This window comes from Pseudochrobactrum mosebachae, from assembly GCF_048914685.1.
Taxonomy (GTDB): domain Bacteria; phylum Pseudomonadota; class Alphaproteobacteria; order Rhizobiales; family Rhizobiaceae; genus Pseudochrobactrum.
Genome location: NZ_CP128408.1, coordinates 145,705 through 161,769, shown reverse-complemented (window position 1 = coordinate 161,769; position 16,065 = coordinate 145,705). Strand labels below are relative to the sequence as shown.

At 49.4% G+C, this 16,065-nt stretch carries 12 protein-coding genes; 8 read left to right on the top strand and 4 right to left on the bottom strand.

Annotation, left to right across the window (positions count from 1 at the left end):
* Positions 1-37 precede the first annotated feature (37 nt).
* Positions 38-1,141: a branched-chain amino acid ABC transporter substrate-binding protein gene (locus MP213Fo_RS00755; protein ID WP_421089804.1), complete on the top strand. Its 1,104-nt coding sequence runs from the start codon at positions 38-40 to the stop codon at positions 1,139-1,141.
* A gap of 213 nt (positions 1,142-1,354) precedes the next feature.
* Here the strand turns inward: MP213Fo_RS00755 and MP213Fo_RS00750 are convergent, their stop codons facing one another.
* Together MP213Fo_RS00750 and MP213Fo_RS00745 are read right to left on the bottom strand one after the other, a co-directional pair.
* Positions 1,355-2,575, bottom strand: a complete 1,221-nt coding sequence (locus MP213Fo_RS00750) for an MFS transporter (protein ID WP_421089803.1) — start codon at positions 2,573-2,575, stop codon at positions 1,355-1,357.
* Between the two features lie 200 nt (positions 2,576-2,775).
* Positions 2,776-3,615, bottom strand: a complete 840-nt coding sequence (locus MP213Fo_RS00745; RefSeq protein WP_421089802.1) for a MurR/RpiR family transcriptional regulator — start codon at positions 3,613-3,615, stop codon at positions 2,776-2,778.
* Positions 3,616-3,822: 207 nt separating this feature from the next.
* Here MP213Fo_RS00745 and MP213Fo_RS00740 point away from each other — a divergent pair, with 207 nt between their 5' ends.
* The 7 genes from MP213Fo_RS00740 (at position 3,823) to MP213Fo_RS00710 (ending at position 12,106) form a co-directional block, all read left to right on the top strand.
* Positions 3,823-4,671 carry an N-formylglutamate amidohydrolase gene (locus MP213Fo_RS00740; protein ID WP_421089801.1) on the top strand — a complete coding sequence of 283 codons (849 nt, stop codon included), beginning with the start codon at positions 3,823-3,825 and terminating at the stop codon, positions 4,669-4,671.
* A 143-nt stretch (positions 4,672-4,814) separates the two neighbouring features.
* A complete protein-coding gene (locus MP213Fo_RS00735) occupies positions 4,815-5,375 on the top strand; it encodes a TRAP transporter small permease subunit (protein WP_421090954.1) in 561 nt (186 codons plus the stop codon).
* Positions 5,372-6,697: a TRAP transporter large permease gene (locus tag MP213Fo_RS00730; protein WP_421089800.1), complete on the top strand. Its 1,326-nt coding sequence runs from the start codon at positions 5,372-5,374 to the stop codon at positions 6,695-6,697. Before MP213Fo_RS00735 ends, MP213Fo_RS00730 begins: the two co-directional genes overlap by 4 nt.
* Positions 6,698-6,855: 158 nt before the next feature.
* Positions 6,856-7,923: a TRAP transporter substrate-binding protein gene (locus tag MP213Fo_RS00725; protein WP_421089799.1), complete on the top strand. Its 1,068-nt coding sequence runs from the start codon at positions 6,856-6,858 to the stop codon at positions 7,921-7,923.
* A gap of 107 nt (positions 7,924-8,030) precedes the next feature.
* On the top strand, positions 8,031-9,398 hold the full coding sequence (locus MP213Fo_RS00720) for a glutamine synthetase family protein (RefSeq protein ID WP_421089798.1): 1,368 nt from the start codon (positions 8,031-8,033) through the stop codon (positions 9,396-9,398).
* A gap of 117 nt (positions 9,399-9,515) precedes the next feature.
* Positions 9,516-10,901, top strand: a complete 1,386-nt coding sequence (locus MP213Fo_RS00715) for an aldehyde dehydrogenase family protein (protein ID WP_421089797.1) — start codon at positions 9,516-9,518, stop codon at positions 10,899-10,901.
* A 32-nt stretch (positions 10,902-10,933) separates the two neighbouring features.
* Positions 10,934-12,106, top strand: coding sequence for an iron-containing alcohol dehydrogenase (locus MP213Fo_RS00710; RefSeq protein ID WP_421089796.1), 1,173 nt, complete (start codon positions 10,934-10,936; stop codon positions 12,104-12,106).
* Positions 12,107-12,618: 512 nt separating this feature from the next.
* On the opposite strand, the gene MP213Fo_RS00705 is transcribed toward MP213Fo_RS00710, so the two are convergent.
* Together MP213Fo_RS00705 and metE are read right to left on the bottom strand one after the other, a co-directional pair.
* The gene (locus MP213Fo_RS00705; protein ID WP_421089795.1) at positions 12,619-13,437 is read right to left on the bottom strand and encodes an acyl-CoA thioesterase; all 819 of its coding nucleotides are present in this window, start codon (positions 13,435-13,437) and stop codon (positions 12,619-12,621) included.
* Between the two features lie 259 nt (positions 13,438-13,696).
* Positions 13,697-16,045, bottom strand: coding sequence for a 5-methyltetrahydropteroyltriglutamate--homocysteine S-methyltransferase (gene metE / locus MP213Fo_RS00700; protein WP_421089794.1), 2,349 nt, complete (start codon positions 16,043-16,045; stop codon positions 13,697-13,699).
* Positions 16,046-16,065: the final 20 nt, after the last annotated feature.

Sequence of the window (16,065 nt, the reverse complement as noted above, 5' to 3'; positions counted from 1 at the left end):
ACTTATGTCCTGTGACGGGACTGTATTGGAGGAAGAAATGCGTCTGTCTTTATTATCCGGGGTAGCCTTAGCTGCAGTTATGGCATTCGCTTCCCAGGCTCAGGCCGATATTACTATTGGCCTGATTGCGCCGCTTACCGGCAGCGTTGCTGCTTATGGTATTCAGGTTAAGAACGGTGCGGAAACCGCTGTTGAGACTATCAATAACAATGGCGGCATTCTCGGCGAGAAAGTTGTTTTGAAACTGGTTGATGATGCGGCTGATCCTAAGCAGGGTGTTTCTGCTGCCAACCAGCTGATCGGTGATGGCGTTAAGTTTGTTGTGGGACCTGTAACATCAGGTTCGGCAATGGCGGTTTCTGATGCATTGGCTGAGGCCGGTGTGGTTATGGTAACCCCGACTGCAACTTCCCCTGGTCTGACCAATCGCGGTCTGGAAAATGTTTTCCGTACATGCGGTCGTGATGACCAGCAGGCTGTTGTTGCCGCCGATTATGTTGCCAAAAGCATGGCTGACAAAAAGGTTGGTATTCTGCATGACAAAAACCCTTATGGTCAGGGTCTTGCAGACAGCTTTAAAGACAGCCTGAACAAGGCGGATATGAAAGAGGTTCTTTATGAATCCCTGACACCGGGTGAAAAAGATCTCAGCGCATTGGTCAGCAAAATCAAAAATAGCGGCGTTGAAGTGCTGTATTTTGGTGGCTACCATCCTGAAGCCGGTTTGTTGTCGCGTCAGCTCGCTGATCAGGGCGTGAAACTGGTGATGATTGGTGGCGAAGGCCTGTCCAACACTGAATATTGGGCAATCTCCGGCAATACCGGTGAAGGCACCTTGTTCACCAATGCTGTTGATTCAACGCAGAGCTCGGCCGCTGATGATGCTGTTGCTGCACTGAAAGCCAAAGATATTGCGCCTGAAGTGTTCACGCTCAATGCTTATGCTGCTGTGCAGGTTCTTAAAGACGGTATTGAAAAAGCCGGTAAAGCTGATGATCCAGCCGCAGTTGCCAAGCTTTTGCATGATGGTCTGGAAGCCAAAACTATTATTGGTAATCTGACTTATGACAAAAACGGCGATCTGACATCCCCGACATTTGTTCTCTACAAATGGAATGATGGTAAGATCGTAGCCAACTAAACTAAAGCAGTTTCAGGAAAAGTGGGAACCGGTTTTCCGTCCGAAACTGAGTTTAAACGAACAGATAGAGCAGCTTCAGGAAAGTGGGAGCGGTTTTCCATTTTCAAAGAAAAGTGAAAACGCTCTAGATGATCATTCTTGCTGTAAGCTAAATAAAACGCCGGTAGAGCATCAGCTTTACCGGCGTTTTTTATTGTGCGAATTTTATAGTCTTCACTGCGGATTGCGGCGTGCATCCCATACCGCAATGGCCCAGATAACCAGACCGCCTAGTGCCAAAGCACTGCCAACAAAGCCTGAAGACGCAAAGCCGTAACCTGCAGCAATCGACATGCCGGCGAGCCATGGCCCAAGCGCATTTGCTACGTTGAACGCACTGTGATTAAGCGCTGCGGCCAATGTCTGCGCATCTTGTGCCACATCCATCAAACGGGTTTGCAGCACAGTGCCAAGGCCTCCGGTACAGCCGATGAAGAATACCAGTCCTGTCAAAATCCAGACATTATAAACCACGAAAGGAAAGATCATCAAAAACAGAGCATTGGATAGCAGCAGCAGGCCCGCCGTTGGCATCAATGCACGATCAGCACCCCACGAGCCGATTAATGTACCGCAGGTCATACCGGCTCCGAAGACCGTGAGGACGATTGGCACCCAATGCGGCGCAACGCCTGTGACCTCCAGAAGTGTGGAAGCAATATAGGCATAGACCGCAAACATGCCGCCGAAGCCGATAGCGCCAATACCCAATGTGAGCCAAACCTGACGGTTTTTCAGTGCAGCTAATTCACGCAGCGGGGTGGCACCCGGACGTGGCGGATCTTTGGGCGCAAACATCATGATCATAACAAAAGTGATGATTGCCAACACACCGGTCACGCCAAATCCCCAGCGCCAGCCAAGATTTTGCCCAAGCCATGTGGCAAAAGGCACGCCAATCACCGTTGCAATTGACAGGCCGAGCATCACGCGACCCACGGCCCATGCGCGCCGGTTAACCGGCACCAGTGATGCGGCCATCAAAGCGGCAACACCAAAATAGGCGCCGTGGGGCAGGCCGCTCATAAAGCGAAACAGCAGCATCCAGTGATAGCTTGGGGAAAGCGCGCTCAAAACATTGGCGACACCAAAAACTGCCATCAGCCCCATGGCCAATGTACGGCGTGACATACGGGCAAAAAAGATTGCCAATATTGGCGCACCCACAACAACGCCGAGCGCATAAGCGCTGATAACGTGACCGGCTGTTGGCTCGTCTATGCCAAGACCTGCGGAAAAATACGGCAGCAGGCTCATCGAGGCAAATTCGGTGGTGCCGATTGCAAAGCCGCCCATGGCCAAAGCCAGCAGGACGAGTTTGAAATTAACCGCAACGGGGAGTTGTTCATTGCTGCCCGATACGAGCGTATCGTCCTGAGGGGAGGAACCAGTCATTTCTTATTCCTTGAAACAGCCGCTTGCAGCTGTTTCGAATGATTATTCAGTTGTGATGGCTTTAATAATATATCTGCCTAATGCCTCCCGCATACAGCAGTTATAGTCTGATAGTATATAAACATGTCATTACATTGAATGAGATGGTGTGGAAAGCGATGAATGAACTGAAATCCGGCTCTATCTGAAAACGTATTGTTTTAATCGTGAGTACGAAGCCGCAAGCTTTCAAGTTCTTTAATACGCGCGGCGCTGTTCTCTTCGAGCTGGCGGGTCATTTCACGAATAATACTTTCGGCAAGCACAAACAAGGCGGCAGACGAATCCCATGCGGAAGGAACACCGGTACGACCTGCAATGACATGGCGTGCAAAACGGGCGATGGGTGAAAGCCACTGATCGGTGATCAACAAAATTTCAACGCCACGGCTTTTGGCAGTTTCAGCCAGATGGTGCAGGCTGTCTTGATAACGGCGAATATCGAACACAATAAGCATGTCTTTTTTGCCCATATCCAGCAAACGGTCGCGCCATGCGCTTTCCTGTCCGGAGATATGAAAAACATGCGGTCTGATCACAGTCATATGGGCAGCCATATATTGTGCGATCGGATCGGTAAAACGCCCGCCGATCAAATAAATATTGCCGCGAGCGGTGGCCAGTGAGCACACAATATCACTCAGTTGCTTTTCACTGATATGCCGGAATGTCTCACGGATATTTTCCAGGCTATGCTCAACTGCGGGATAGGCGGTATCTGGCTGACTGAGCGGGTTTTCATTGCGATTATGCGGCGATTGTAATTGTGCGGCCAGCTCATCTTGAAGCCGCGCCTGAAAATCCGGATAATTTTGAAAGCCGAGCCGGTTTACAAAACGCAAAATAGTCGGTGAGCTTACGCCTGCCTGTGAAGAAAACTCGGCAACAGTTTTCAAACCGAGCATTGGGTAATTGGCAATCAGGGTTTGGGCTGCATTGCGCTCGCCCGGAGGCATTGAATCTATACGATCGGTAATCAGTTCGGCGATACTGGTACTCATCAATGACCTCGTTTGCAGACTTGCTTACGCTTGTCTGCCGGTGTGATTTTTGGCTGTGATTCTAAATTCAATCAATTTAAAAATAGTATTTGACAAAAGATAATAATGCGTATGAAATAATCCACAATAGCGTAAAACTAAAAATAACGTAACATAAGTTACATACGTTAAATCTTGAAGATTTACGGCGCTGGATGGGGAGAGATAATGGCTAAGCGGGACTCTCATTGTGATTCAACGTCTAATCTGCAGGGCGCAGCTGCCTCTGTCGGCGGTGGTCTTTCTGCGGCAGAATGTGTGCCGGCGGTAAGCGTTGTGCCGGCGGTAAGCGTTGTGAATGAGCAGGGCACCAGCCCGTATTTGCTGATTTGCGAGCATGCCAGTAATTTCATGCCTGAAAAATTTGCCCGCCTCGGCCTGAACGAGGCTGATTTGAGTGCACATATTGCCTGGGATCCCGGCGCTGTTGAGGTTGCCCGCCGCATGAGTACGGCACTGGATGCCACGCTGATTGAGGCATGCCTCTCGCGCTTGCTGATTGATTGTAACAGGCCGCTAACGGCGCCTGACCTGATACCGGAAGTGAGTGAAATAACCATCGTTCCCGGCAATCAGAACCTGTCTGATGATGAAAGACAGGAGCGTATCAGCCTGTCTCATCAGCCGTTTCATGCAAAAATCGAAGAAATCATTGAAGCGCGAAAAGCTCGCGGGCAAGATAGCCGCGTGATTACAATACATTCTTATACGCCGGTTTATAAGGGTGTGAACCGGCCATGGCATATTGGCATTATTCATGATGCTGATGACAGGCTGGGCGCACGTATGATTGCAGGGCTACGCAAAGATGCGGAAAAATCCGGTATCCATATTGGCGTAAACGAGCCTTATTCACCCGATGACCGTGTGTATTATACCGTTGAATATCATGCGCGTAAGCGTGGCGATCTTGGCGCTATGGTTGAGATTCGTAATAATGAGATTGCGGACGCGCAGGGGCAAAGCCGCTGGTCTGAGCGTTTATCCAGCATATTAAAGGCTATTGAAGCTGAATAAGGAGATAAAATTTTTCTCTTTCTGTTGAGGAGCAGGATGAGAGAAAAAACAGAGCAAAGCGTGCAGTTTGGTGACTGAGAGAGCCGGAAAAACGGCCATGAGTTACCTAAATGACTAGTCGCCTGAAGGATGGGAACAAAGCAGTGCCGAAAGTACTCAGACTTTTTGTTAAATATGTCGATGCGCTGAATTATCGGATCGGGCGCTGTGCGATGTATCTTATTTTTGTAATGGCAGCCTGTCTGCTCTATTCCACCTTTTCGCGGGTCGTTTTAGGCGTGCCTGTGAACTGGGTTTTGGAGATGTCGCAGTTCATTCTCTCTGCTTATTATCTGCTCGGTGGCGCCTATGCCATGCAGCAGGGCGCGCATGTGCGCATGGATTTATTCTATGACCGCTTTTCACCTAAAAAGAAGGCGCTGACAGATATTATCACCATACTCTGTGTGATCTTTTATCTCGGCGTTATGTTTATGGGCGGACTTTCCAGCACCAATTACGCTTTTGTTTATAATCAGAAAAATTACACCTCATGGGCGCCGGTTCTCTGGCCGATCAAAACTCTGATGACGCTCGGCGTTTTCCTGCTGTTGTTGCAGTGCATTTCAAGTCTTATCAAAGACTTCGCAATTTGGCGCGGCACCCCGATTAAAACTGCATCTTATGTTCCGGATGCAGCCCCGCAGGAAGGGCAAGTCGTATGAGTTCGGAATTCATTACACTTTTTATGTTTGCCACAATGATGGTGCTGCTGATGACAGGGCAGCGCGTGTTTGGTGTGATCGGTTTTGTCGGTTCGCTGGCAGCACTTTTGCTCTGGGGCAATGGTGCATTTGAAATGCCGTTCAACGCTACTTTTGCTGTACTGAACTGGTATCCGCTGATTACTGTGCCGTTCTTTGTTTTCATGGGCTATATGCTGTCAGAATCCGGCATTGCAAGTAATCTTTATCGCATGTTCCATGTCTGGTTCGGCGGTGTGCGCGGCGGCCTTGCACTGGGCACCATCGGGCTGATGGTGATCATCTCATCCATGAACGGCTTGAGTGTGGCCGGTATGGCAATCGGTGCCACGGTTGCGCTGCCTGAGCTGTTGAAACGCGGCTATAATAAAATTATGGTCACCGGTGTTATTCAGGCAGGCAGTTCGCTCGGCATTCTTATTCCGCCAAGTGTGGTGTTGGTGCTCTATGCGATGATTGCCCGCCAGCCGGTATTGCAGCTTTGGCTTGCCGGTATCGGCCCCGGCCTGCTGATGGCTGTACTATTCTCAGCCTATATCTATATTCGCTGCCGCATTAATCCGGAGCTTGGCCCGACATTGCCGCAAGAAGAGCTGGATAAGATCACTTGGTCTGAAAGGTTTTACGTTCTGCGTGCCGGTGTGCTGCCATTGTTGATTTTCGGTACCATGATGGGGTTGTTTCTGACCGGTGTGACCAGTCTGGTTGAAAGCTCGGTTATGGGTGCATTGCTGGCAACTCTGGCCGCTTTGTTTACGGGCAGGCTGACCAAACAGGTTTTTGAAACCACCACACGTAACTCACTGATGATCTCTTGCATGTTCCTGTGGATCATTCTTGCAGCATTGTGTTTCTCATCGGTCTATGATGGCCTGGGTGCAGTTAAGGCAATTGAAAAGCTGCTGATTGGAACTTTTGACCTGTCACCATGGACAATTCTGATCATGATGCTGTTGTCTTTTGTGGTGCTCGGGATGTTTCTCGATGATACCGCGATGCTGGTGATTGTGGCGCCGCTGTATATTCCATTGGTTAAAAGCCTTGGTTTCAACCCGATCTGGTTTGGTATTCTTTATACGATCACCTGTCAGATTGCCTATATCACACCGCCCTTCGGCTATAATCTGTTCATGATGCGCGCCTTGGCTCCGCCCTCGGTTACCATGGTGGATATTTATAAATCGATCGTTCCGTTCTTTTTCCTAATGGTGCTGACAATCATACTTCTGATGATTTTCCCGCAGATCGCTCTGTGGTTGCCAAACTGGTATTCGGGACGCTGAGAAATACATAAAATCTGGATATAAAAGCCCAATTTTATACCAGTTTTATAAAAGCATACCGGTAGCGATAAAAACAGGCAAAGCCGACGCTACCGGTAATAAGGGGACTACAACTGAATTCTTAAAAACTGAATTCTATTGCGATGGGAGACACGCAAATGAGTGACAGCAAGAAACTGAATAAACGCGATTTTCTGAAAAAGAGCGCTTTGACTACCGTGGGCGCGGTAGGCGCCACAGCACTGGCAACGCCTTATGTGAAAGCACAGGCACCGATTAAATGGCGCTTGCAGACCTATGCGGGACCGGCTCTTGCCGAGCATGTTATCAAACCGTCGATTGATGCTTTCAACAAGGCTGCAAACGGCGAAATGGTGATCGAACTTTATACTTCCGATCAGCTTGTGCCGCAGGGCGAGTTGTTCCGTGCGGTACAGGCAGGCACCATTGATGCCGCGCAAAGCGATGATGACTCAATGGCATCGCCGGTGGATGTGTCGGTTTTCGGTGCTTATTTCCCGTTTGCCTCACGCTACAGCCTTGATGTGCCGGTGTTGTTTAACTGGTACGGGCTCAATGAAATCTGGGAAGAAGCCTATAATGAAATTCCGGGCGTTACTTGGCTGAGCGCCGGTTCATGGGATCCGTGTAATTTTGCCACCACCAAACCGATCCGCTCTCTCGAAGATCTGAAAGGCTTGCGTGTCTTCACCTTCCCGACAGGTGGACGTTTCCTTGAGAAATTTGGTGTCGTTCCGGTAACCTTGCCTTGGGAGGATATTGAGGTTGCCATTCAAACCGGTGAGCTGGACGGCGTGTGCTGGTCTGGTGCCACAGAGGTTTATACGGTTGGCTGGGCGGATATTAATAAATATTATCTCACCAATAATATCAGTGGCGCTTGGGCCGGCTCATATTTTGCCAACACTGATAAGTGGAATGCGGTGCCGCCGCATCTGCAGCAATTGTTCAAATTGTGCATGGATAGCTCCCATTACTACCGCCAGCATTGGTATTGGTGGGGTGAAGCGCATTACCGCACCACCGGCGGTAAGTTGGAACTGACAACAATTCCGGAAGCAGAATGGGCTCAGGTTGAAAATGCCGCCATGGAGTTCTGGGATGAAATTGCAGCCAAAAGCCCGCGTAATGCCAAAGTGGTCGAAATTCTGAAGAAATATCAGCAGACCATGCGCGGTGCCGGTGCCCCTTACCGCTACACGTAATTAAAGCGGCAAGACCGTACTACCCCCCAACCGAAGCAATAAGCCGCGCCTGCAGGCGCGGCTCCACTCAATTCAGACCGAATGCTGAAGATGCAGCGGAGTTGTAAATGGCCGGACAGCTGACTTTTGACGCGCTGAAAAATGCCGTCACCAATGATGAAATTGACACGGTGCTTGCATGTTTTGTGGATATGCAAGGACGATTGATCGGTAAGCGTTTTTACGCTCCGTTCTTCGTTGAATCGGCCTATGATGAAACACATGGCTGTAATTATCTGATGGCGGATGACATCGATATGGAGCCGGTACCGGGTTATAGCGCGGCGGGCTGGGATAAAGGCTATGGTGACTTTGTCATAAAGCCGGATCTCACAACCATTAAGCTGGCGCCGTGGCTGGAAAAAACCGCGATCGTGCTTTGTGATGTGATGGATCATCACCATGATGATCTCTATCATTCACCACGCGGAATATTGAAGCGCCAGCTCGCGCGCCTAGAAGAGCGTGGTTATAAAGCTTTTTTTGCTTCCGAGCTTGAGTTTTACCTGTTTGATGAGACTTATAAAACCGCTCGCGCCAAGCATTGGCACAATATGGAAACCGCATCGCCCTATATTCAGGATTATGTGATTCATCTGACCACGAAGGAAGAGGGCGTATTGCGCGCGATGCGCAATCAACTCGCCAAAGCCGGTATTCCGGTTGAAAATTCTAAAGGTGAATGGGGCCCGGGCCAGCAAGAGCTGAATGTGCGCTATGCTGAAGCGCTGGAAATGGCCGACCGCCATGTGATCATGAAGAACGCCATGAAAGAGATTGCCGAACAACACGGTAAATCGATCACTTTCATGGCTAAATATGACTATACTAAAGCCGGCAGCTCTTCCCATGTGCATAATTCGCTCTGGAGTGCTGATGGTAAAGAGCCGTTATTCTTTGATAAGAATGCGCAATATAGCATGACGCCGCTGATGCGCTCATGGGCGGCAGGGCAGCTGAAATATGCAGCTGATTATACCTACTTCCTCGCGCCTTATTCAAACTCCTACAAGCGTTTCCAATCCGGCACATTTGCACCGACCAAAATTATGTGGAGCCAGGATAACCGTACGGCCGGATTCAGGCTCTGCGGCGAGGGCACGAAGGGTATTCGAATGGAATGCCGCATTGGTGGTTCTGATCTCAATCCTTATCTGGCTTTTGCGGCACTCATTGCTTCAGGACTGGCCGGTATTGATGAGGGGCTGGAGCTGGAGGCACCATTCGCAGGTGATGCTTATTCCGCTTCTCAACTGCCGGAAATTCCGCGCACGCTACGCGATGCAGTTGAAAAACTTGATCAATCTGCTTTTCTGCGTACTGCCTTGGGTGATGATGTCGTTGAACATTATGTGCATACGGGGCGCTGGGAGCAGTTGGAAACAGACCGCCGCATCACGGATTGGGAATTGCATCGTGGCTTTGAGCGTTACTAATGTTTCTTTGAAACATCAGTAACGCTCTGTTTGAATATTGTAACGCAGTCTGGACGGAAAACCGGCTCCGAGTTTTCTGAAACTGCACCGGAAATTGTAATGTGAAGGAATAAAGCCATGAGCCAAATGGCAAGACTGATTTCTCCTATCGATGGTTCTGTTTATGCGGAGCGTGCCTGCCTCACTGTTGCGCAAGGGCAGGCGGTTATTTCCAATGCCAGACAGGCGCAAAGCGGCTGGGCAGCGCTGAGTATTGCGCAACGTGCTGCTTACTGCTCGGCAGCTTTGGCAGCACTTGCCAGCATGAATGATGAGATCGTACCGGAAATCGCATGGCAGATGGGGCGCCCGGTACGCTATGGCGGTGAAAATGGCGGTGTGCAGGAGCGCGGCCAATATATGATCAATATTGCGGAAGAGGCGCTTAAGCCTATTGTTCCGGAGGAAAAAGAGGGCTTTCGCCGTTATGTGAAACATGTGCCGCTTGGCGTGGTGATGGTGATAGCACCGTGGAATTATCCGTATCTCACTGCCGTCAATACTATCATTCCGGCATTGATGGCCGGTAATGTGGTGATCCTCAAACATGCAACCCAGACTTTGCTGGCAGGCGAGCGTTTTGCCAAGGCTTTTGAAATTGCCGGCCTGCCTAAAGGTGTGTTTAGCAATGTTGTTCTGGATCATGCTACCACAGAGGCTTTGCTGGCGTCGGGTACAATTGATCATGTCAACTTCACCGGATCTGTTGGCGGCGGACGTGCGATTGAAAAGGCGGCTGCCGGAACCTTTATGAGCCTCGGGCTTGAACTGGGAGGCAAAGACCCTGCTTATGTTCTGCCGGATGTGAATGTGGAGCATGCGGTTGCCAATCTGGTGGATGGTGCGTTTTTCAACTCCGGCCAATGCTGTTGCGGTATCGAGCGCATTTATGTGCATGAGGCGGTTTATGATCAGTTCGTTGACGGTTTCACGGCATTAACAGCCCAATATGTGGTGGGAAATCCGCTGGATGCGTCATCAACATTAGGGCCGATGGCAAGTGCACGTTTTGCAGATCTTATCCGTGAACAAAAAGCGGAAGCTCTGCGGAAGGGCGCTAAAGCTCATATTAATATGAAGGTCGAGAATGATCAGGCCGGATCGCCATATATTGCGCCTGAAGTGCTTACCAATGTTGATCATCAGATGAGTGTGATGCGCGATGAAAGCTTCGGTCCTATTGTCGGGATTATGAAAGTGCGCAGCGATGAAGAAGCCGTTGCCCTGATGAATGACAGTAATTTTGGCCTCACTGCTTCACTTTGGACACCAGATACTGACCGCGCTGCAGGCATTGCCGACCAGATCGAAACCGGTACCGTGTTTATGAACCGCTGTGATTATCTGGATCCGGGTCTGGTTTGGACCGGTGTTAAAGATACCGGTAAGGGCGCTTCGCTCTCAACCATTGGATATGGCAATCTTACCCGTCCGAAATCCTATCATCTGCGTGAAAAAATCTGATCAAATTAATTGATATAATTTAGGGTATAGCAATGAGCACTCTGACATCAAAATGGAACTTTCCGACTACTGTGCTTTTTGGCGCGGGACGTATTAAAGAATTACCAGAAGTATTAAGCGCTGCCGGTATTAAAAACCCGCTATTTGTGACAGATCCGGGGCTGGCGAAGCTGCCGGTTGTTGCCTCAACGCTGGCAATACTGGATCAGGCCGGTATGAAATATGGTGTCTTTACTGATGTGAAGCCCAATCCGGTAGAGAGCAATCTGACTGCGGGTGTTAAGGCGTTTAACGATGGTAATCATGATGGCGTTATCGCTTTTGGCGGTGGCTCTGCGCTGGATCTTGGTAAATTAGTGGCGTTTCAGGCCAAGCAGACGCGTCCGGTATGGGATTTTGAAGATGTTGGTGATTGGTGGACGCGGGCAGACAGTGCTGCCATTGCGCCGATTATTGCAGTGCCGACAACAGCCGGTACGGGCTCCGAGGTTGGTCGTGCCGGCGTGATCACCAATGAAGAAACACATACCAAAAAAGTTATATTCCATCCGAAAATGCTGCCGGTAACAGTTATTGCCGATCCTGAATTGTCGGTTGGCATGCCTGCTTTTATTACTGCTGGTACGGGGCTTGATGCTCTGGCACATTGCTTGGAAGCCTATTGCGCGCCAGGTTATCATCCGATGGCCGATGGCATTGCGCTTGAGGGTATCAGGCTGGTGTTTGAAAACCTGCCAACGGCCTATGCCAATGGTTCAGACATCACAGCACGTGCCAATATGATGGCGGCGGCGGCAATGGGTGCGACTGCGTTTCAGAAGGGGCTTGGTGCCATTCACTCGCTGTCGCATCCGATTGGTGCACTATATGATACGCATCATGGTATGACCAATGCGGTGTTTATGCCTTATGTGCTGCATCACAACCGTGCCGCCATTGAAAAACGTATTGGGCGCCTTGCCGATTATCTCGGTATTGAAGGCGGTTTCGACGGTTTTGTGGCAGCGGTGATGCAACTGCGCAAAGACCTTAAAGTACCTGACAGCCTGCCGGAATTTATCAAGGATCTGGAGATGGATGATGCACGCAGAGATATGATTGCTGAAATGGCGATTGTTGACCCGACTGCTGGCGGTAATCCGGTTGAACTGACCAAAGAAGGTGCTTTAAAGCTGCTTAATCAAGCACTTGCGGGGAAAATCTAAATAAACATTTTTGTTTTTGATAATTGAGACTTAAAGGAGCAAGCGCTAATAGCATTTGCTCCTTTAAAGCGGATAGAAAACATAAATAATCATCAGAACGAAAATCAAAGACTAGAGCGGTTTACGTTTAAATTGGATCATGTAATCCGCTCTAAGTTATTGTTTTTACGCATTATCGTGGCCGCCCAATAATTCCATTGGACTACGAAATGCTCTAGAGCATTTCACTATCAAGTTGAATCAACTTGATAGATCTGACAATGCGAAAACTCTAAAATTCAGAGCGAGCGCTGCGTTTCAATTTGAACGTTATCAGCTCTAGGCTGTATTCCAGTATATATGGAAAGACTTTAAGGGCGTCCGTTCCGCAAAGCTACATTCACAATATTAAGAAGAGGCTTTAATATTGCAGAGCGTCGAGCATCCTAAACATTCGGCTTGTAACCTGGCGAAGCAAAAGCCGCAGGATCTACGGTACTGCTTTTTTGCTCTGAGTTTTTGGAAATATTCAGTCAGTATTTTATAGGATTGCCACTTTCATCCACCGCTACCATAGTAAATTCGCCTTTAGCAGACATCAGTCTTTCGCCGCTCATCAGGTCTTCGGACCATAATTCGGTTGCTACCACAACAGAGCTGCGGCCTGATTGGATAACTTTGGAGGCCAGTTCAAGAATAGAGCCGACTTTGATCGGATGTTTGAAATCCATTTTGCGCGATGATGCAAGTACTGTTGGTAGGCGGCAATAGCGGGTGGCGGCAATAAACGCACTTTTGCTCATAGCAGCCATCGCTTCACCACCAAACATCGTGCCATAGGCATTGGCCTGATCTGCAAAAACCACATCTGACATCCGCAATAAAGTGGGTAAATCGCTGGCGTCTTCATCATCTGAAATTTGCAATAAAGGTGGCAGTGACCAGGATTTATCTTTGGTTTGTTCGGTTTTGGCAACCATATGAAACAGCCCGCGTGTACATAAAACACGCTCACCGCCCACCATATTCTCAGCCACCATTTCAACTTCTACCGAGAGTGAGGTCCGTCCAACACGGATAACTTTGGCGGTAAGCTCGACAATTTGCCCGAGCTTAACCGGTGCGGTATAATCAATACGCTCGCAGGATGCGGTAACAAACGGCACGCGACCGTGGCGAGTGGCAGCAATAAACGCCACGCGATCCATCAATGCAAAGCCCGCACCGCCGAACAGGGTGCCATGGTGATTGGTATCACCCGGAAATACCACATCAATCAAACGCGAAATCTGCGGTACATCCTGGCCATAAATTTCCATGTCAGATGCTTCGATTGTTTGCTGCGGGGTCATTCTGATTTCCTTGGATGCCATTCAATATGCTGGATCCTGAAACTGCGTTTAAATAAGGGGTCAGCGTTTTGTAAGTCTGGGGGAATGAAAGCGCTGATATCCGGTCGTGAACCTGTTTTTTGTACATTATACATCGATGTTCTAAAACGGCTCAAAGTATTACACAAGGAGTTGCACAGCCTGCTGATATATTTTTATAAAGCAAAATGCCGTGGCAGGATTTCTGCCACGGCATTTTTCGCTTTATGCTTTTGGCAAATTATACGGCCGCGCGAAGCTGACGGGCTGCTTCAACCATATTGACCAGAGCAGGTTTGGTTTCTGCCCAGCCACGGGTTTTCAGGCCGCAATCCGGATTGACCCAAATTTGCTTTGCTTTCAGTTTTTGTGCGGCTTTTTCAATCAGATCAACCATTTCTTCCACATCCGGAATCCGCGGTGAGTGAATATCATAAACGCCGGGGCCGATTTCATTCGGATAGCCCTGTTCAGAAAATGCACTCAGTAATTCCATCTTTGAACGTGATGTTTCAATTGAGATCACATCGGCGTCTAGGGCTTCAATGGCAGGCATGATATCGTTGAATTCCGAATAGCACATATGTGTGTGAATCTGGGTTTCATCACGCACGCCGGCAGCACTGAGGCGAAACGCAGTCACAGCCCAATCCAGATAGGCAGCCCAGTCGCTTTTGCGTAGTGGTAAACCTTCTCGCAGAGCCGGTTCGTCAATCTGGATAACGCTGATGCCTGCGGTTTCCAGATCAGTCACTTCGTCACGCAATGCCAGAGCAATCTGACGGCAGACTTCGGAGCGTGGCAGGTCATCGCGTACAAAAGACCATTGCAGCATGGTAACCGGCCCTGTCAGCATGCCCTTCATTGGCTTGGAGGTTTTGCTCTGCGAAAACTTCGCCCATTCCACAGTCATTGCAACAGGACGGGAAACATCACCATAAATCACCGGAGGACGCACATAGCGCGAGCCATAGCTCTGCACCCAGCCGGATTGCGTAAACGCATAGCCATCCAGCTGTTCACCGAAATATTGCACCATATCATTGCGTTCAAACTCGCCGTGAACCAGCACATCAATGCCGATCTCTTCCTGCCAGCGGATGGCAGTTTCAGTTTCCTGCTCAAGGAATGTCTGATAATCAGCCGCACTTAGCTCGCCCTTAGTAAAGCGTGAGCGTGCCTGACGCACTTCTTTGGTCTGCGGAAATGATCCGATTGTTGTGGTTGGATATAGCGGCAGATTGAGATGTTCTGCCTGCAATTTAACACGGGTTTCAAATGGGCTCTGGCGATGGGACTGCGCATCGGTGATAGCGGCAACCCGCGCCTGAACGGATTTATTATTAACTTTTGTGGATGCTTTGCGGGCGTTGATGGCTTCATCAGAGGCTTTAAGAGCGGCTTCCGCAGATTCCGGCTGTTTGCCTAGAACTGTACCAAGAGCTGCCAGCTCGTCAAGTTTTTGCACTGCAAAAGCGAGTGACTGGCGAATGTCCTGATCAAGCTTCTTTTCTGAATCCAGATCAATCGGCACATGCAGAAGCGAGCAGGATGGTGCAATCTGCACTGTATCGGCACCGCGCTTTGCAATAATATCCTTCAGGCGGTTTGTAATGCCGCGCAGGTCGCCACGCCAGATATTGCGGCCATCAATAACACCAAGCGACAGCACAAGGTTCGGGCGTGCAATTTTAACTGTTGCTTCAAGATCTTGTTCGGCGCGCACCAGATCAAGATGGAGACCGGCCACCGGCAATGTTACAGCAGTGAGTAGGTTGTCACCGTATGAGCCAAAATAATTGGCGAGCAAAATCTTCAGGCCCGGTACTTTTTCAGCCAGCAGTTCATAAGCAGTGCGGATAGCGGCATGATCTTGTGCATAAAGATCAAGGCTGAGCACCGGCTCATCAATCTGCACCCAATCTGCACCGGCAGCATGGAGCTGGGCAAGAATTTCAGCATAGACTGGCAACAAGTTTGCAAGTGTTTTATTGAGATCAAAATCTGCATCCTGCGATTTTCCAAGCTTGAGGAAAGAGACAGGGCCGAGCAGGACAGGGCGGGTATGAATGCCCAGTTCTTTGGCTTCGTTGAATTCATTCAGCGCTTTGTTTTCAGTCAGTGTAAAGGTCTGACCTGCGCTGAATTCCGGCACCATATAATGGTAATTGGTATCAAACCACTTGGTCATTTCCTGTGCAGCTACGCCATTATTCGCAGTTTCATTGCTATGATCATGACCACAGCCACATTTTTCCGCTTCAGTTGCTGCGCCGGTTTTGCCACCGCGCGCCAAAGCGAAATAAGTGTCGAGATCTAGTTTTCCGCCTTTCCAACCATAGATTGCCGGAATAACACCAAGTGTTACAGCCAGATCAAGCACATGATCATAAAGCGAAAAATCATTGGAAGGGATGGTTTTAATGCCCTTGTCCTGTTGCAGCTTCCAGTTGCTGGCACGCAAGGATTTGGCCGTGGCAAGCAGCTCCTGCTGTGTGGTTTTGCCGGCCCAGTAAGATTCAAGAGCGAATTTAAGCTCGCGCTGTTTTCCGATACGCGGAAAACCTAAATTTGCAGTAGTAACGGTCATTTCAATACCCCGACGAATGC